The organism is Aurantiacibacter odishensis (assembly GCF_003605195.1).
Lineage (GTDB): Bacteria > Pseudomonadota > Alphaproteobacteria > Sphingomonadales > Sphingomonadaceae > Alteraurantiacibacter > Alteraurantiacibacter odishensis.
Genome location: NZ_QYOS01000023.1, coordinates 295,863 through 312,498 on the forward strand (window position 1 = coordinate 295,863; position 16,636 = coordinate 312,498).

General features: G+C 64.8%; 23 protein-coding genes and 1 tRNA gene. 8 read left to right on the forward strand and 16 right to left on the reverse strand.

The genetic code is table 11. From position 1 onward, the window contains the following. Positions 1-4 precede the first annotated feature (4 nt). A tRNA-Gly gene (locus D4Q51_RS08490) sits at positions 5-79 on the reverse strand. A 196-nt stretch (positions 80-275) separates the two neighbouring features. On the opposite strand from D4Q51_RS08490, the gene D4Q51_RS08495 reads away from it, so the two are divergent. Both D4Q51_RS08495 and D4Q51_RS08500 read left to right on the forward strand, forming a co-directional pair. Continuing rightward, on the forward strand, positions 276-1,196 hold the full coding sequence (locus D4Q51_RS08495) for a tetratricopeptide repeat protein (protein ID WP_120077312.1): 921 nt from the start codon (positions 276-278) through the stop codon (positions 1,194-1,196). Then, positions 1,193-1,804 (forward strand): LON peptidase substrate-binding domain-containing protein, encoded by a 612-nt coding sequence (locus D4Q51_RS08500; RefSeq protein ID WP_120077313.1) that lies wholly within the window; start codon positions 1,193-1,195, stop codon positions 1,802-1,804. The genes D4Q51_RS08495 and D4Q51_RS08500 overlap by 4 nt, the downstream gene beginning before the upstream one ends. 264 nt (positions 1,805-2,068) lie before the next feature. Here D4Q51_RS08500 and D4Q51_RS08505 read toward each other — a convergent pair whose 3' ends face one another. The 4 genes from D4Q51_RS08505 to argB form a co-directional block, all read right to left on the reverse strand. Next, positions 2,069-2,689, reverse strand: a complete 621-nt coding sequence (locus tag D4Q51_RS08505) for a MarC family protein (protein ID WP_120077314.1) — start codon at positions 2,687-2,689, stop codon at positions 2,069-2,071. A 3-nt stretch (positions 2,690-2,692) separates the two neighbouring features. Next, positions 2,693-3,463 (reverse strand): hypothetical protein, encoded by a 771-nt coding sequence (locus tag D4Q51_RS08510; RefSeq protein WP_120077315.1) that lies wholly within the window; start codon positions 3,461-3,463, stop codon positions 2,693-2,695. A 53-nt stretch (positions 3,464-3,516) separates the two neighbouring features. After that, a complete protein-coding gene (locus D4Q51_RS08515) occupies positions 3,517-3,795 on the reverse strand; it encodes a YggT family protein (protein WP_338068467.1) in 279 nt (92 codons plus the stop codon). An 83-nt stretch (positions 3,796-3,878) separates the two neighbouring features. Further along, a complete protein-coding gene (argB, locus tag D4Q51_RS08520) occupies positions 3,879-4,775 on the reverse strand; it encodes an acetylglutamate kinase (protein ID WP_120077316.1) in 897 nt (298 codons plus the stop codon). A gap of 98 nt (positions 4,776-4,873) precedes the next feature. Between argB and ppk2 the strand changes: the two genes are divergently transcribed. Then, positions 4,874-5,659 carry a polyphosphate kinase 2 gene (gene ppk2 / locus D4Q51_RS08525; protein ID WP_120077317.1) on the forward strand — a complete coding sequence of 262 codons (786 nt, stop codon included), beginning with the start codon at positions 4,874-4,876 and terminating at the stop codon, positions 5,657-5,659. Beyond that, complete coding sequence (locus tag D4Q51_RS15855) at positions 5,622-6,167, forward strand: thermonuclease family protein (RefSeq protein WP_205689464.1); 546 nt, start codon at positions 5,622-5,624, stop codon at positions 6,165-6,167. Before ppk2 ends, D4Q51_RS15855 begins: the two co-directional genes overlap by 38 nt. 7 nt (positions 6,168-6,174) lie before the next feature. Here D4Q51_RS15855 and D4Q51_RS08535 read toward each other — a convergent pair whose 3' ends face one another. Further along, a complete protein-coding gene (locus D4Q51_RS08535; RefSeq protein WP_120077318.1) occupies positions 6,175-6,453 on the reverse strand; it encodes a hypothetical protein in 279 nt (92 codons plus the stop codon). 167 nt (positions 6,454-6,620) lie between these two features. Here D4Q51_RS08535 and D4Q51_RS15690 point away from each other — a divergent pair, with 167 nt between their 5' ends. Then, positions 6,621-6,767 (forward strand): hypothetical protein, encoded by a 147-nt coding sequence (locus D4Q51_RS15690; RefSeq protein WP_162925237.1) that lies wholly within the window; start codon positions 6,621-6,623, stop codon positions 6,765-6,767. Between the two features lie 16 nt (positions 6,768-6,783). On the opposite strand, the gene nhaA is transcribed toward D4Q51_RS15690, so the two are convergent. The 6 genes from nhaA to D4Q51_RS08565 form a co-directional block, all read right to left on the reverse strand. Further along, the gene (nhaA, locus tag D4Q51_RS08540) at positions 6,784-8,004 is read right to left on the reverse strand and encodes a Na+/H+ antiporter NhaA (RefSeq protein ID WP_120077319.1); all 1,221 of its coding nucleotides are present in this window, start codon (positions 8,002-8,004) and stop codon (positions 6,784-6,786) included. Positions 8,005-8,123: 119 nt separating this feature from the next. Then, positions 8,124-8,309, reverse strand: coding sequence for a YdcH family protein (locus D4Q51_RS08545; RefSeq protein WP_120077320.1), 186 nt, complete (start codon positions 8,307-8,309; stop codon positions 8,124-8,126). A 293-nt stretch (positions 8,310-8,602) separates the two neighbouring features. Next, positions 8,603-8,887: a hypothetical protein gene (locus D4Q51_RS08550; RefSeq protein ID WP_120077321.1), complete on the reverse strand. Its 285-nt coding sequence runs from the start codon at positions 8,885-8,887 to the stop codon at positions 8,603-8,605. 17 nt (positions 8,888-8,904) lie between these two features. Then, complete coding sequence (locus tag D4Q51_RS08555) at positions 8,905-9,177, reverse strand: HP1242/YdcH family protein (RefSeq protein WP_120077322.1); 273 nt, start codon at positions 9,175-9,177, stop codon at positions 8,905-8,907. 119 nt (positions 9,178-9,296) lie between these two features. Then, the gene (locus D4Q51_RS08560) at positions 9,297-9,587 is read right to left on the reverse strand and encodes a DUF1294 domain-containing protein (RefSeq protein WP_120077323.1); all 291 of its coding nucleotides are present in this window, start codon (positions 9,585-9,587) and stop codon (positions 9,297-9,299) included. Between the two features lie 129 nt (positions 9,588-9,716). Beyond that, positions 9,717-10,784: a ribonucleotide-diphosphate reductase subunit beta gene (locus D4Q51_RS08565; protein ID WP_120077324.1), complete on the reverse strand. Its 1,068-nt coding sequence runs from the start codon at positions 10,782-10,784 to the stop codon at positions 9,717-9,719. Between the two features lie 210 nt (positions 10,785-10,994). On the opposite strand from D4Q51_RS08565, the gene D4Q51_RS08570 reads away from it, so the two are divergent. Further along, positions 10,995-11,207: a hypothetical protein gene (locus D4Q51_RS08570; protein WP_120077325.1), complete on the forward strand. Its 213-nt coding sequence runs from the start codon at positions 10,995-10,997 to the stop codon at positions 11,205-11,207. A gap of 41 nt (positions 11,208-11,248) precedes the next feature. Next, entirely contained in the window at positions 11,249-11,554 is a 306-nt protein-coding gene (locus D4Q51_RS08575; RefSeq protein ID WP_120077326.1) for a hypothetical protein, read from the forward strand. Positions 11,555-11,558: 4 nt separating this feature from the next. Here the strand turns inward: D4Q51_RS08575 and D4Q51_RS08580 are convergent, their stop codons facing one another. The 3 genes from D4Q51_RS08580 to D4Q51_RS08590 all read right to left on the reverse strand — a co-directional run bounded on the left by D4Q51_RS08580 (position 11,559) and on the right by D4Q51_RS08590 (position 12,698). Then, positions 11,559-11,882, reverse strand: a complete 324-nt coding sequence (locus tag D4Q51_RS08580; protein ID WP_120077327.1) for a hypothetical protein — start codon at positions 11,880-11,882, stop codon at positions 11,559-11,561. Positions 11,883-11,925: 43 nt separating this feature from the next. Continuing rightward, entirely contained in the window at positions 11,926-12,234 is a 309-nt protein-coding gene (locus D4Q51_RS08585; RefSeq protein WP_120077328.1) for a hypothetical protein, read from the reverse strand. Positions 12,235-12,299: 65 nt separating this feature from the next. Beyond that, entirely contained in the window at positions 12,300-12,698 is a 399-nt protein-coding gene (locus D4Q51_RS08590) for a PepSY domain-containing protein (RefSeq protein ID WP_120077329.1), read from the reverse strand. Positions 12,699-12,826: 128 nt separating this feature from the next. Here D4Q51_RS08590 and D4Q51_RS08595 point away from each other — a divergent pair, with 128 nt between their 5' ends. Further along, positions 12,827-13,678 (forward strand): arylamine N-acetyltransferase family protein, encoded by an 852-nt coding sequence (locus tag D4Q51_RS08595; RefSeq protein WP_240624637.1) that lies wholly within the window; start codon positions 12,827-12,829, stop codon positions 13,676-13,678. Here the strand turns inward: D4Q51_RS08595 and D4Q51_RS08600 are convergent. Beyond that, a complete protein-coding gene (locus D4Q51_RS08600; protein ID WP_120077330.1) occupies positions 13,675-16,617 on the reverse strand; it encodes a CHAT domain-containing tetratricopeptide repeat protein in 2,943 nt (980 codons plus the stop codon). The two genes, D4Q51_RS08595 and D4Q51_RS08600, sit on opposite strands and share 4 nt — an antisense overlap. Positions 16,618-16,636 lie beyond the last annotated feature (19 nt).

The following is a 16,636-nucleotide window of genomic DNA, read 5'->3' on the forward strand; positions in this document are numbered from 1 at the left end:
AAACTGGAGCGGGCGAGGCGATTCGAACGCCCGACCCCAACCTTGGCAAGGTTGTGCTCTACCCCTGAGCTACGCCCGCTCACTGGCGCCATACCCGGCTCATGTCCGGGTGGGGAGCGGCGCAGTTAGCAGCGAGTCTCACACCCCGCAAGAGCAAAATTGCAGCGCAATCAGAAACCTTGCGCGGCTCTCTCTTTACCCTTCACATTGGGCACATAAACGCCACATTGTGCAATCACACACATACCAAAAGCAGGAGCAGACATTTGGCAAGCATGGGCCTCAGCATCGAAGAGCAGAAGGCAGTCGAACAATTCCGCAAGGAAGTGGTCGATCCCAGCCAGACCAAGCTGGTCATCCTCGATTTCTGGGCCGAGTGGTGCGGGCCGTGCAAGGCGCTCACTCCGGTGCTGGAAAAGGTCGCCGCCGAATATGCCGACAAGGGCGTGATCCTCGCCAAGATCAATGTCGACGAGCAGAAATTCATTGCCAGCCAGTTCCAGGTGCAGTCGATCCCCACGGTCTACGCCATGTTCCAGGGTCAGCCGGTGGCTGACCTGACCTCGGCGCGCACCGAATCGCAGCTGAAGCAGGCACTCGACCAGATCCTGCAACAGGTGCCGGTGCAGGCAGGCGCAGCCGATGATCAACAGCAGGGCCAGCAAGCGCCCGATATCGACCAGCTTGTAGGCATGGGCGAGCAGGTGCTGGCCGATGGCGATGCCGAGCGCGCGGCATCCGTTTTCGTGCAGCTGGCGCAGATGGCCCCTGACAAGCCCGAAGTGCAGTCGGGCCTGATTCGCGCACTCGTTGCCGCCGGGCAGACCGAAGCGGCTCAGCAGGCCTACGACGCGTTGCCGCAGGAGATGAAGGACGATGCGCTGGTGCAGCAGGCCCATTCCGCGCTGGAACTGTCGGGCACGCAGGTCGATACCGGCGAGCTTGACGCGCTACGCAAGGCGGCAGCTGAACGCCCAGCCGATACCGAAGCGCAGATCGCCTTTGCCGAAGCCGCCTTCGCCGCCGGAGAGCGCGACGAGGCCGCCGAAGTGCTGCTGCGCGCCATCCAAGGCGGCGGCGCGGAAGGCAACGCCGGGGCAAAAGAAAAGCTGCTCAAGATGTTCGAGGCCGTCGGCATGGAAGACCCGTGGGTGTCCGCCCAGCGCCGCAAGCTGTCGTTGATCCTGTTCGGATGACAACAAAGCTCTCCATCTTTCCCCTGACCGGCGCGATCCTGTTTCCGCAGCTGCAACTGCCGCTGCACATTTTCGAGCCGCGCTACCGCGCCATGGTGGGCGACGCGCTCGCGCGCGACCGGCGGATCGGCATGATCCAGCCGCAGGATTCGATGGAGAGCGCGCCGCTGTACGAGGTCGGCTGCGTGGGCAAGATAGAGGACGTGGAGACCAGCGAGGACGGGCGCTACAACATCGTCCTCACTGGCATCGCCCGCTTCCGCGTGCTGCGCGAACTGGAAGTGACGACGCCCTTCCGGCAGGTCGAGGCCGAACTGATCGAGGAGCCCAAGGAGGAATACCTGACACTGGGCGAGCGCGCGAGTTTCGAGCACGAGGCGCGCAAGTTCGCCGACAGCCAGGGCTATGCCATCGATTGGGATTCCGTCGCGCGGCTGGACGATGTGGCGCTGATCAACGGCGTCTCCCAGATCGCCCCGTTCGACGCGGCGGCGAAGCAGGGACTGCTGGAAGCGCGTAACCTGCGCGAGCGCTGCGACCTGCTGGTGCAACTGATGGAATTCTTCGGCCGGGGCGACCCCGACGACGAGCACGTGACCTTACAATAGATTGTTTTGCGAAGCCGCCTCCGCGGCTTCGTCCTCGCTAGATGCGCAGCAAGCTGCGCCCGCTGCGGGCGGGCGTTCGCCCTTGCGGTCGCTGGCGCGACCGTGTCTCGCACTAACCCTGATAATCGAGACTGGTTCGGTCCGCGGCTAGCGGACCGCTAGGCCGAATAGCCGCCCGCTGGCGCCGCGCAGAACCGACGAAGTCGGATCGGAGCGAACAGCATCGAGGACGCACCTGCAGAGGCAGGTGCGAAAAACAAACCATCACACCCCGAAACTACCGCGCAGTCCGTCGATCACGTATTGCGCCGCCAGTGCCGCCAGTAGCACGCCCAAAAGGCGGGTGATGACGGCTTCGACGCGCTCGCCCAGCAGCTTTATCAGCGGGCCAGCCGCGATCAGCGCGATCATGGTGATCAGCAGCACCGAAACCAGCGCGCCCATCACCACCAGCGACTGTTCCAGCCCGACGGCCTCGTTCATCAGCAGCATGATCGCGGCGATGGCGCCGGGGCCTGCCAGCATGGGCATTGCCATGGGGAAGACCGACACGTCCTCCACGTGCTCTCGCGCGGCCCGTTCGGCGCGTTCCTCGCGGCGCTGGGTGCGTTTCTCGAACACCATTTCCCAGGCGATCCAGAACAGCATCAGCCCGCCCGCGATGCGGAAGGAATCGAGTTCGATATGCAGGGCGGAGAGCAGGTCCTGCCCGAACAGTGCGAATACCAGCAGGATGACGAAGGCGATGACGGAGGCGCGGATCGCCATGATCCGGCGCTCTGCAGGCGTCGCGCCCTTGGTCAACCCGGCATAGATGGGCGCGCAGCCCGGCGGGTCGATCACCACGAACAGGGTGATGAAGGCGGAGAGGAAAAGCTGTTCCATCGCCTACTCGCCTGCCTCTGAGCCAGCCGGGGCGACCAGGCGCACGGCCTCCTGCCATTCGCCATCGCGCAGCCAGTTTACCACCACGGTGCGGGTGCCGTCCGCGCCGTGCAGCCATGTCCATTCCAGCGTGGCATCGTCCGCGCGCTTCGTATCGGCGGAGGCGCCTGCGGGCACCGGAACGTCGGGCGAGAGCGGCACGGCCTCGGCGCAATCGGCAATGCGCCCCTCCACGGAGGTGAGGCCGGGCACCACGATCGCGCCTTCGGGAATGTCCAGCTCGGGCCGTGGCGCAGGTTGCGGATCGTCGGGCACGCCGAGGTCGTAGGTATACTTGTAGCTGTTGTCGCGTTGCAGTTCCCAGATGGAGACATAGCTGCCCACCATACCTTCCGGCTCGATGAAGCGCCCGAAGGTCGCCGCCAGCGTGCCGTCGCAGCTGGACCAGACCGCGTTCGGCCCCCAGGCGACCGGTTCTTCGGGATCGTCCATGCTGGCCAGCCACGGCTGTGCAGGGATCAGGCCGTTCTCGCCATGAATTACAGCATCGTCCGCGGCATAGGCGCGGAACGCCGTCCACTGCCCATCCTCGCGCGCCATCTTGGCAAAGGCAAAGCCGGCCGCGGCCACGCGCCCCGGATCGCCAACGCTACCCTGCCGCTCCAGGAACTCGGTTGCGGCGCGGCGCTCTCGCGTGATCTGCTGCTGGCGCGGGCTGGCACATGCCGCCAGCATAGCAACGAGGGCAACTGCAATGGTAGCGCGTGCAATCATATTCGCGCCCTGCTCTTGCCCCGCCTGTTTGTCAAAGGGTCTGGCCTTCCGGCCTAAATGGCAATGTCGGCGAGGATATAGATGATCGCGTTCAACGCGAGGATCAGCACCAGCGGGGAGAAATCGATCGCTCCGGTATCGGGCAGGAAGCGCCGGATCGGCTTCAGCAGCGGATCGAGCAGCGAATTGATCGAATTGTAGACCTGCACGAGGAAATCGTTGCGGGGGCTGATCACGTTGAAGGAGAACAGCAGCCCGATGATGAACTGGATGATCACCAGGAACACGATGGCCTGGGCAATCATCGACAAAATCTGGATCAGGGCGAGCACGAAATTCTCCGCAGCATGGTGGTTTCAGGGAAGTGTATCGTCGAGGTAATACGCGTCAAGCGCCGATCAAGGATACGACGCTCTCAGGCGCTGATCAGCGTGCCCGCGCCGCGGCTGGTGAAGAACTCCAGCAGCATCGCATGGGGCACGCGTCCGTCGAGCACCACGGCCGCCTCGCACCCACCTTCCACGGCGTGGACACAGGTTTCCAGCTTGGGGATCATGCCCCCGCTGATCGTCCCATCCCCCCGCATCCGGGCGATGTCGGCGGGCTTCAGGTCGGTGACGAGCTTGCCGTCCTTGTCCAGCACGCCTGCCACGTCCGTCAGCAGGAACAGCCGCGCCGCGCCCAGGGCAGAGGCGATGGCGCCTGCCATGGTATCGGCGTTGATGTTGTAGGTGTGGCCCGCATCGTCGGTGGCGATGGGGGCGATGATCGGGATCATGCCCGCCTTGCTGGCGGTTTCGAGGATCGTGGTGTCGACCTCTTTCGGCTCGCCCACGAAGCCAAGGTCCACCGCCTGTTCGATCTGGCTGTCCGGGTCCTTCACGGTGCGCTTCACCTTCTCGGCCACCACCATCTTGCCGTCCTTGCCGGAAATGCCGATGGCCTTGCCGCCGGCCTGCGTAATCCAGCCGACCAGTTCCTTGTTGATCGCGCCCGACAGCACCATTTCGGCGACCTTCGCGGTTTCCCTGTCGGTGACGCGGAGGCCGTCGACGAACTGGCTTTCGACGCCCAGCTTCTTCAGCATGGCGCCTATCTGCGGGCCGCCGCCGTGCACCACCACGGGGTTGATGCCCACCGCCTTCAGCAGCACGATATCCTCGGCAAAGTCCTGCGCCGCCTCGGGATCGCCCATGGCGTGGCCGCCGTACTTCACCACGAAGCTGCGCCCCGCGTACCGCTGGAAATAGGGCAGCGCCTCGATCAGCGTCTCGGCTTTCGCCAGCATCCTGTCGTTCGTCGTGTCGGTCATGTCGGCGAATCGCTTAGACGCGTGCGCCCTTCCCGCCAATAGCCGCCTGACCAATACCGACTTGCGGGCAAGGCGGCTTGGTGGAACAACCCTGATCCATGAAACGCAGCCAGTACGAAGACCTCATCGAGCCGCTGGAACACGAACTCGTCGCCATGGCACGCTGGGCCAAGGCGACGGGGGAGCGCATCTGCGTGTTGTTCGAAGGGCGCGACACCGCCGGCAAGGGCGGCACGATCAAGGCGATCAGCGAGCGTATCAACCCGCGCCAGTGCCGCGTGGTCGCCCTTCCCAAGCCGAGCGATGTCGAGCGCACGCAGTGGTATTTCCAGCGCTACGTGCCGCACCTGCCTGCCGCGGGCGAGATCGTGCTGTTCGACCGCAGCTGGTATAACCGCGCTGGCGTTGAGAAGGTTATGGGCTTCGCGAGCGATGCACAGGTGGACAAGTTCCTGCGCGAAGTGCCCACGTTCGAGAAGCTGCTGGTGGACGACGGTATCCGCCTGTTCAAGTACTGGCTCTCCGCCAGTCAGCAGGCGCAGGAGGAACGTTTTGCGGAGCGGCTGGAAGACCCGCTGAAACGCTGGAAGCTCTCGCCCATCGACGTGGCCAGCCGCACGAAGTTCGCAGAATACTCCGCCGCGCGAGAAGCGATGTTCGCCGCCACGCATACGGAACACGCGCCGTGGACCGTCGTCGATTATAACGACCAGAAGCATGGCCGCCTCACCCTGATACGCAATCTGCTGGATCGCCTGCCCGATACCCGCGTGCCGGAAGAGGGGCTGAACTGGCCCGAACTGGGCCACGAACCGCTGGAGGAGGATTTCCAACTGCTCCAGCCGATTGCTCCCTACCCGCTGCCCCACTCTGTGGAGGACTGATTCGCTGACGAAGGCTCCGCGCTTCGATGCTGCCTGGCAGCGTCGCCGCCGATGGCGTGCGGCGTGGCGACGCTGGCGCTGGGTCGTCTACACCGCCGTGCTACTGGGCCTGTGGGCGGCGACGCGGCTGTTCGGTATTGGCGAAGGGGAATGGCAGCCGATGGAGCGGCAGTTCACCGTCTGCGGACAAGGCTCGTCATTCGCCTGCGTGGTGGACGGCGACACCCTGCGTCTCGGCGACCGGCGCATTCGCCTGACCGGGTTCGATGCCCCGGAACTTGACGGCATGTGCGATGCCGAGCGCAAACTGGCCCGCGTGGCACGGGACGAACTGACTGCGTGGCTCAACCTTGGTGCTTTCGAGATCGAAGGCGGGGCCGAGGCACCGCGCGACCAGTATGGCCGCGAACTGCGGGCATTGAGGCGCGGCGGCGAAGCGCTGGCCGACACCATGACCGAGCGAGGCTTGGCGCGGCACAGCGGATTCGCCCGCGACTGGTGCGATTGACGCGCCCTTACTCGACGCTGACGGCGTCGCTCTGCGGATTGAGGTCGCCGGTTTCCTCGCCTTCGGGGATCTCCAGCTCGACTTCGCCTTCCTCGCCGACCGGATCGGCCTGGACGGGATAGTCCTGCAGGGTATCGTCACGGTCGATCTCGGCTTGCTCCACCGCGGCTTCCATCTGCGCTTCGTCTTCACCGCGCGTCGGGTTGAGGACGAAGATGATGATCACCACCGCCAGCAGGGCGATGACGAGATACCAAAGGTTCTTGTTGCTCTTGGGTTCTTCCATGTCGTTGCTTCTCCGCGTGTTATGCGACTTCAACCGAGACGGCGGGGGCAATGTTCCGAAATCGCGCGCGAGGCCACGCAGGACGGTTAACGAATTGCGAAGGCTTTGCTGCCACTGTCCTACGCAATTGTCCGGGGACGCACCCGGTCGTAAACCGGGAGGCGGGCATGTCCGCCGAGGAAGAAACGCCGGAAGTCTGGGGTCGCCGCTCGGGCGAGGATCGCCGCAAGCAGCAGGTGCCCATCGACTTCCCCGATCGCCGCAAGGGCGAGCGGCGCAGCGGAAAGGACCGCCGCGCCCATCCCAGAACCTAGGGCGCGCAGCTAGCCGCTAGGCCGCCTGCGGCTCGGCCTCCACCGGCTCCGGCAGGGTCGCGCGCAGCATCAGGTAACCTGCCACGGCTGCCACCAGCGAACCCGACAGCACGCCGATCTTCACCGCGTCCACCTGCGCCGGGTCGGCGAAGGCAAGGTTGCCGATGAACAGGCTCATGGTGAAGCCGATGGCGGCGAGCAGCGAAAGCGCGTGGATCTGCCGCCAGCTTACCCCTTCGGGCAGGGTCGCGAACCCGGCTTTCACCGCCGCCCAGGCAAAGCCGACGATGCCGATCTGCTTGCCGATCACGAGGCCCGCCGCAATGCCCAGCGGCAGCGGCGAGAACAGCGTATCCAGACCCACGCCCGAGAGCGAGACACCGGCGTTGGCGAAGCCGAAAATGGGAATCACCAGGAAGGCGACGTAGGGGTGCAGCGCGTGCTCCATCTTTTCCAGCGGAGCCTCCCCACCGCGCCCGGCAATCGGCACGCACATGGCGGCGGCGACGCCTGCCAGCGTGGCGTGGACGCCCGATTTCAGCACGAAGACCCACAGCACGAGGCCCAGCAGCACGTAGGGGATGGAGGAGGCCACGCGCCCGCGCCCGAACATCGCCAGCACCGCCAACGTGACGGCGGCACCGATCAGCATGTTGACGTTCGTCTCTGCGGTATAGAACAGCGCGATGATGGTGATCGCGCCGATATCGTCGATCACAGCGATCGCCAGCAGCAGCGCTTTCAGCGCCACCGGCACGCGCGGGCCGAGCAGGGTGAGGATACCCAGCGCAAAGGCAATGTCGGTGGCCGCCGGAATAGCCCAGCCGCCGAGGTTCTCCGGCGTGCCCATGTTGATGCCGATGTAGATCGCGGCGGGCAGCGCCATGCCGCCGATGGCCGCCATCAGCGGGAGCGAGGCCTTGTTCCAGGAGTTGAGCTGGCCCACCAGCGCCTCCCGCTTTACTTCCAGGCCGACGAGGAAGAAGAACACCGCCATCAGGCCGTCGTTGATCCACAGCAGCAGCGGCTTGTCGATCACGCCGCTGCCGATGCCCGCCACTACGGGCACGTCCAGCAGGCCGAAATAGCTTGCGGCAAAGGGCGAGTTGGCGATCACCAGCGCCAGCGCCGCAGCGACGATCAGGGTGATGCCGCCCGCGCTTTCCTTTTGCAGGAAATCGCGCATGGCAGGGGCGATCACTTCCTTGACCGGCTTGGCTATGGCTCTGGCAATCATGTCGGGGTCGTTCTCCTGGGGATGTCGGGGAAAAGGGTGCGAGAGACGGGCGGCTCCCCGCTTCGGGTCGCGGGTCGGAGATGAGGAAGGTATCTGCCGCCCGCCTCTCGCTAAGGCCGTCAGGTGTTCGGGATGCCCTGGCGGCCTGTAGGATTGAGTCGGGCAAGCAGATCGCGCACGCGCAGCTTGCGGCGCTTCAATGCCATCACCTTGAACTGGTCCGGCGCGCGGCGGTTGATCTCGCGCCGCACGGCTTCGTCCAGCTTCGCGTGAAGCTCTGTGAGTTTGTAGAAACGGGCCGTCATCCTTCGTCTCCTTCGAAAAGAGAGTTGCTAGGATCGGACGGCCGGTATCGTCTTTGCCGGGTGGTTTGTGGGGAGGGGGAAGAGGCCCCGTCAAACACGCACCGGCTGTCCGATGCGGTCCGACATCACGTGCGCCAAATGAAAGCGCGCGCCAGAGGGGCCCGGTCCGCAATGATGATAATGTGTATCACCGCGAAAGGTTTCAAGCAGAATCGAATTTTTCTGGCCGAGGGGTTTTGCAGGCGGGCCGGAACGTGCGGCTTCCGGCCCGCCGCCCCCTGTTATCGGGCCTTCTATTCGGCTTCCGTTTCCGCTGCGGCTTCCGCCCGCGCGGCCTCGATTTCCTCGGGCGTGGCGTTGCGCATTTCGGTTTGCGGCAGTTCCACGTCCACGCCTTCGGCATCGGGATTGACGCCGATGATCTCGCCGCCGGAAAGGTCGTCCACTTCCAGCGGGGTCTCTGTCATCGCGGGTGCGGGTTCCTCCGCCTCCTCGGCCCCGCCGCAGGCGGAGAGCGCAAGGGCGGCGCCCGCGACGAAAGTGGGGGCAAGGATGGTTCTGGCAAGGGTAATACGCATGACGTGTGTCTCCTCGATCAAGCCGCCGCGCCCGGCGCATCGGCGCTGCGGGCGCGCTCCACGATTGTCGTGATTTCATCGAGCAAGGCAAGCCGCCGCTTCTTCAGCTCCTCGGCATGATCGTCACTGACAACCTCCGCTTCGCTCTCGTGCCGATGCACGGCGCGATTCACCTCGTGATACTCCTCGGCCAGCCGCGCGTAGTGCGCATCCTGCGTCTTCAGACGCGTGAGCAAGTCATGATCGCGCCGGAAAATGGCGGTGAGTTCGTTCGGGGTATGCTGCGACATTCGCGTGGGTCCTTCCTGTGGTGCGGAAAGGATTCTAGCGCGAGTGCGGGCAGCGGACTTTGAGGTGGGTCAAGTTTTGCTGGCGATCGCTTGCAATCGAGATTCAGCGGGAAGACGCATCAACCGTACAGATAGTAGAGATACCCGCCGATGAGCAGAGCACCTTGCAACATGGCAACGCCATGTAGTCTGTCGGAGAACGAGATTTTCCGCGTTTTGTGTCGGAAGAGGTATCTTCCCGCATAAGCGCCCGGCGTGCCACCAAGCATTGCCCACTCGATCAATCGCCTTTCGCTTATTCTGCGGCCGCCAGTTTCCGCGAAAGCTTTATCCAGGCCAAACGCGGCGAAGGCTACGAAGTTTATCGCGATGAGATAGTAGACGAGCCATTCGAACCAGCTTCCTGCCATAAGAAACGCACCTTACCCCTCGACGAGATTAGGTCGCTTCTAATGGCAGAAATCTTTCGAACTGATTGCTTTTCAACAGCAAATCACAAAATTGAAGAGTGTGGTTCGATGACCGGATGATCTCGCCGCTTATTCCGCCGCAACGCTCCCGGCACCGCCGCTCGTTTCGCCGAACATGTCCGGCCCCAGGTCCTCGGCCTCTTCCTCGTTCGCGGCCTTGGCTTTCTGGCGCTTGTCGAAGCTGGACCACACGTCCTGCCAGTTGCCCTTGGTCGCGCCCTTGGAATATTCGGTCGCGCGGGTCTCGAAGAAGTTGGCGTGCTCCACGCCGTTCAGCAGCGGGGCCAGCCAGGGCAGCGGGTGGTCGTCCACCATGTAGATGGCGGGCAGGCCCAGCTGCGACAGGCGCCAGTCGGCGATGTAGCGGATGTACTTCTTGATTTCCTTCGCCGTCATGCCCGTTACCGGACCCTGCTCGAAAGCAAGGTCGATGAAGGCATCCTCAAGGCGCACCGTCTTCTGGCACATGTCCATGATGTCTTCCTTCACGGACTTGGTCAGGCAATCCCGCTCCGCGCAGAAGGCGTGGAACAGGCGGGTGATGCCTTCGCAGTGCAGCGATTCGTCGCGCACGGACCAGCTGACGATCTGCCCCATGCCCTTCATCTTGTTGAAGCGCGGGAAGTTCATCAGCATGGCGAAGCTGGCGAACAGCTGCAGCCCCTCGGTAAAGCCGCCGAACATGGCTAGCGTGCGGGCAATGTCCTCGTCGTTGTCGACGCCGAATTCCTGCAGATAGTCGTGCTTGGCCTTCATCTCCTCGTATTCAAGGAACATGCCGTATTCGCTTTCGGGCATGCCGATGGTGTCGAGCAGGTGGGAATAGGCGGCGATGTGCACCGTCTCCATGTTGGAGAACGCGGCCAGCATCATCTTCACCTCGGTCGGCTTGAACACGCGGCCGTATTTCTCGTGGTAGCAATCCTGCACTTCCACGTCGGCCTGGGTGAAGAAGCGGAAGATCTGCGTGAGCAGGTTGCGCTCGTGCTCCGTCAGGTTCTGCGCCCAGTCGCGGCAGTCCTCGCCAAGCGGAACTTCCTCGGGCATCCAGTGGACCTGCTGCTGGCGCTTCCAGAACTCGTAGGCCCAGGGGTATTCAAAGGGCTTGTAGGTCTTGCGGGCTTCGAGCAACGACATCTGGTATCTCCGGGCTAGCGTGCGAACAACCTACATAGGGAATCATTAACCTGATTCGATAGCAAGAGTGGACTTTGTGTCGTGGATAAATCCGGCATTGCTGTTCATCTTCCCATGCGCCCCGAGGGTGCCGCGCGGCGATGAGCCGCGGAACATCGGGAGACACTCGCGGGTTGTTATCGTGAAAGCATATAGCACCAGGAGGCCCCCATGGGCGAATACGAACCCCGCGATTCCCGCAATGTCACGCTGAAGGAAGGCAATGAGCCTGGCGATATCGAACGCACCGGCCCGAAGGAGGACGAGGTTCGCCGCGAGGCGCTGGCCCGCGAAAAGGCCGAGAAGGAGAAGGCGCGCGAAAACGACCGCGACGATCCTGCGCGCCGCTCGCAATACGATCCCGCCGAACGCACGAGCGGCTAGGCCGCACCCTCTCCCCCAGCAGACACCACGAAGGACTTACGATGAATCAGCAGACCGGAAACGATCGCTACGCAGGCACCACGCCCCCGCGTGAAAATCAGGAACCGCAGATGGCACCCGAAGGCGATGCGATGCAGCAGCAAAAGCAGGCGGGTGCGCAGATGGAGAACCAGACGCACCGCGGCGACCGCGAACAGCGCCGCCAGCAGGCGGAGCAGCAGTCCGACAAGGGCCTCGGTTATGGCGCGCAGGACGGCGAGGAAATGGCCGACGCGCCCGACGTTACCGAACGCGGCTATGGCGGCGCATCGGAAGAACGCGAGGAAAAGCTCGACAAAAAGGACTGAGGATTCAGAGGAGCGAAATCAAAAGCACAACGCCTCCGACAACGGCGAGCGCTGCCAATGCACCGAGCTTTGCTTCGCGCGGCACCACGACATCCGCGTGGGATCGGCTCTTGCCACGCTCAGTGCCATCCGGAGCGGCAAACCACGTTACAATTCCTTGTGCTATCCACGCGACACCGAGGGTGATGCCGAAGATCGCCCACCAATCCTGATCGAGGGCGAGGGCGACGACAAAAGACACGATTATTGCGACGGGTAGGACAAGCGCGCCGGATGCCTCGCCTAAGGTTCTTCTGCTTTTCAGTGGCTTGGTTTGTATGCGGCGCATCGTCTTGCAGACTGAAGCAGCAGCACAGTCAGGTCAACTTCGTTCAGTCCTTGGACTTGCCCACGCGGCGCGACACTTCCAGCATTATCAGGATCGGCGTCGCCCACAGCCATGTGAGCAGCGCCGCTTCGCGCCAGCCGCCGCCGTCTTCGGGCAGGCGCATCGAGCAGGCATAGACCTGGAAAAGGTCCGTCGGCTGGCAGGTGCTGGGCCAGTAGGCGCCGGAAAAGAGATAGAAGCCCAGCGCCACCCACGCGATCTGCGACAGGTACAGCACGAAGTACCGCGAGACGCGGATCTCGCCGTACCCGTGATGGGTCGGGAAGCGGTTGTTCTGGCCATGCCCTTTCATGGACGCGGGTATAGGCAGCAATTGGTTAGCATCGCCTTACCGCGCCGCGATGAACCGCGCGGAACCTATTTCCAGAAAAGCCCCTTTTTCAGGCCCCTGGCCCTGCGGTTCTGCCACATCTGATAATAGACCCACATGCCCGAGACGGTGAAAAACACCAGCGCGAGGCCTGAAAGCATCACGATGATCTCTCCCCAGATGCCGCCTTCGCTGCCTGCATGCAGGTGGTGGATGAGGCCGAGATAGGGGCGCAGCGGATTGTTAGCAGCTTCGGGCGCAGGCGCGATACAGCGCCATCCTTCGGGGCATACGAAGCCCGGCGGGGGCGCGGCGGCGGCGATCTGCTGTGCGGTCGGCTCGCTCGCAGGCCACCACACCACCACGTAATGCAGGAGACCAGTGACCGCGACGAAGATCATGACGATGGCGAAAAATACGGAAAGCCAGCGGTGCCACTTGCGCATGGATAGCCCCTCAAATGCTGTTGCAAATCATTTGCAATAACCCCTAGCTCCCTTTGTTCTGCGCGCAAGAGGCCAATTGCCTCAAGTCGCAAATTGTCGCTTTCGGTAACCTGGCTTATGGGCATGGCATGATTCAGCCAGACATGATCGACGCCTACATGGCGCGCATCGGCCTCGACCGGCCCCCGTCACGCGATGCCGCGGGGCTGGCGACCTTGCAGGCCGCGCACCGCCGGTCGATCCCGTTCGAGAACCTCGACATCCCGCTGGGCCACGGCATCGCCTGCGACAGCGACTCCGCTTTCGCCAAGCTGGTGACGCGGCGGCGCGGGGGATACTGCTTCGAGCACAATCGCCTGCTGGCAGACGTGCTGGCGAGCATGGGCTTCGACGTTCGCCTGCTGCTGGCACGCGTGCTGCTGGGCAATCCGCCCGAGCCCACGCCGCGCACCCATTGCCTGGTGCTGGTGGAACTCGGCGCCGAACGGTGGATCGCCGACGCGGGGTTCGGCGGTTCATACTCTCCGCCGATGCCGCTGGCGGACGGCGCGCTCGCCACGTCCGGCGACGGTGCGCAACACCGGCTGACGCGCATCGGCACTGATGGGGACTTGCCCGGAAGCTGGCTGCTGGAGCGCATGGGGCCAAGGCTTGCCACCGATGGCCGTGCCGGGAGCGACCACGCCTGGGAACCGCAGTTCGCTTTCGACACCGCGCAAGTGGCCGATGCGGACATGGCGCTGGGCAATCACTGGTCGGCTACCCATCCCACCTCGCGTTTCACCAATGCCTGCGTCGCCAGCCTGTGCCTGCCCGATGGCTTCGCCAGCCTTGTGGACCGGCAACTGACAGTGTGGCGCAAGGACGAGGAAACGCAGCGGGTCACGCTGGAGACACCGCGGGACTATCGCCGTTGCCTGGCAGACCGCTTCGGCCTCCACCTCTCAGAAGAAGACGTGGCCCGCCTGCCGCTGTTCTAGTTCTCCAGAATGACGAACGGTGCCCAGATCGCCGGGTGGGCGGCATCCGGGATCTCGTCGCGCGCCATCAGGGCAAGCTGCGCCTGACGCAGCGCCTCTGCCCGCGACAGGCCCCGCGCCGCACCGCGCACTGTATCGACGCTGAGCACGGCGGCGACATCGTCGCGCACGCGCCAGTGGCTGAGCATCAGGCTGCGCGCGCCTGCCTGAGCAAAGGCGGTGGCGAGGCCGGAATAGACCGGCGCGCCGCCGTCGGCACCCGATGCGGTGTTGCAGGCGGACAGGATCACCCAGTCCGCATCCAGCTTCAACTGCGCGATCTCGCTCGCGCCCAGCAAGCCGTCCTCACCGCTGTCCTCGCCAAGCGTGCCGAGCAGCAATGCAGGTTCCCACAGGTTGCGCAATTCCCCGGCGACGAGGCCATGCGTGGCGAATGCGATCACGCGGGCCTTCGACAGGTCCGCACGCTTGAAGTTCTCCTCCGCCGCGTCGCTGCCCACTAGCAGCACATCGTCGCCGGGCAGGGCTTCGGCCAGTGCGAGGAGTTCCGCGTCTGCGGTCAGCAGGGGCGGCAGATCGGCGATGCTGTCTGCCGCCGGACGGCCCGAACGGAACAGGCCCGCAAGCCGCACCTCGCTATCCCCCTCGCCCGGCAGTTGCGCACCACCGATCCCGGCAAAGGTCGACACGTCCGCCCCCCGCAGCGGCGCAGCGGCGCGACCCTGGGCGAAAACGGCGAGATTGCCGATCACCTGCGAGGCGGCATCGCGCACCAGCCACGGCGCGGAGGCGAGGTCTTCCCCGGCCTGCCCCGTCAGGAGCATGGCCAGGGGCAGACTGGCGAGCGACTGTCCACCGTAAAGGTAGACCTGATCGTAACCCGCGATGCCTTGCGGAAAGAGTTGCCCGAAAAGCGCATAGGCAGCCTTGGTCGGGAATGCCTTGAGGTCGCTGCCCGAAGTGACGGCCTCGCGCATGGCGGCCACATTGGAACGCAGGCTTTCGCCATCCATCGCGTTCCACGTCATGCCGCCCTCGTCGACCTGCGCCACCCAGCTGCCGTGTTTCGTTTCGACCGGGATGACGACCAGTTCGCCCTCGCCCAGTGACTGGCGCAGCCGTTCGAGCGATACGGGTTGCGGACGGATGCGGGCGATGAAATCGGGGTGCCGCCCAACAAGCTGTGCCAGCAGGTCCGCCGCCTCTGCGTCCAGCCGGGCGCGCTGGCTGTCCAGCGCCTCTGCCGCCCCATCTTCGCCGTCTTCCGCCAGCCCGAGGGCTATGCGCCGCTCCACCAGTCGCAGGCGGCGGTTGGTATCGACAAGCCGGCGATGCAGCGCGAAGGCCTCGCTTGCCTCGCCGCTGCGTTCGTCGCTGGCGCGGCGCTGCGTCAGCGCAAGTTCCGACAGCGTGAGGATCTGCAAGGCCCCGAAGGCGCGGTCCTCGTCTCCGGCGGCAAGCGCGGTTGCGAGATACAGCAGCATCGCGGGGGAATTGGCGCTCGCCTGCCGCGCAATGTCGCGGTCGGCCGCGCGCACGTCGGAAAGCTTGCCGACCAGCTCTGCGGCGACCGGATCGATCGCCTGCCACAGCGCGTCGCCGCTTGCCGCCGCATCGCCGTCAAGCTGGCGCAGGCGGGCGAGCAGCATTTCGCCGAAGATACGGTCGTTGTTGGACGGGATCAGCCGTTCCACCACGATCGGCACCCAGCGTTCCGCCAGAGTGCGGGCCTCGTCCGCGTCGCCGCGCCGGTAAAGCTGGTAGGCGTGCTCGATATGGAACACCGCCAGCGAGGGGTTTTGCGGGTCGAGCATGTCCGCCAGCACCGGCTGTGCATCGGCGATGCGCTGCGCGTAGAGGTCCCACTCGCCAAGCGATGCCGCCAGCCGCGCGCGGGTGCGCAGGAAGCCTGCCAGCGTGTTGGGGTCCATCAGGTTTCGGTGCTGCTCCAGTATCGCCGTCGCCGCGCCCGACAGCACGCTCGCTTCCTGCAGGCGGCCCGTTTCCTCCAGCGCCGTTGCGAGGACCATCTGCGAGGCCGCGGTATAGGGGTGCTCGTCCCCAAGCTGCGCCCGGCGCACGTCCAGCGTCTCGCGGATCACCGGAATCGCCTCGGCATAAAGCGCCGATTCCAGCAGCGCCTGCCCCAGCGTGTTGAGGACATAGCCGTACCAAGCATGGTCGCGGCCAAGGTTCGCGCGGGCCAGCGCCTCCGCCTCGCGCGCTACGCGCACGGCCTCTGTATCGCGGCCCGTCTCGTCCAGCAGCGAGGCGAGACTGTCGAGCCGCTTGATGATTTCCAACGCGTCGTCCGGCCCGGCGGCCCGCTGTTCGTCCAGCGCGCGGCGCATCAGGTCCAGCGATTCCTCGTAGCGGCCCGAGGAATAGAGCACGTTGCCCAGCATCCCCAATGCGGAGGCGACTTCCTCGTGCGGCTCGTCATAGAGTTCCTGCCGGATGGACAGCGCGAGGCGGGCGGCTTCCTCGGCTTCGGCCAGACGGTTCGCGCGGCGCATCAGCACGGCGCGGTTGATCGCCATTTCGGCCACCTTGTCGGGCGCGTTGCCGTCCTCGGCATAGACCTCTGCGGCACGGTCGAACCAGATCGCGGCCTCGTCCAGCTGCTGCATCGCGTAGTGCGTGGTGCCGATCATGGCGAGCAGTTCGCCCCGCTGGCGGGCGGAGACGTTGGAGGGATCGGCTTCCACCTCGGCCTGCAAGACCATCAGCGCGGCCAGCGTCGCCGCCGGGTCGCCCTCGCGGTCGGAATCGGCCCAATGCTGAACCCGCTCCGACAGAGAAGCGTCCGCGGGCGGGGCCGCCACCGCTGCGGTATCCGCGTCGTCCTGCGCCTGAACCGGCCCGACCATGGCAGGCGTGGTCAGCATCGCCGCCGCCAGCATCAGCCCGGCGCGCGCGACCGCGAAATGGTTTGTCATGCAACCCCCGAAGAACCCC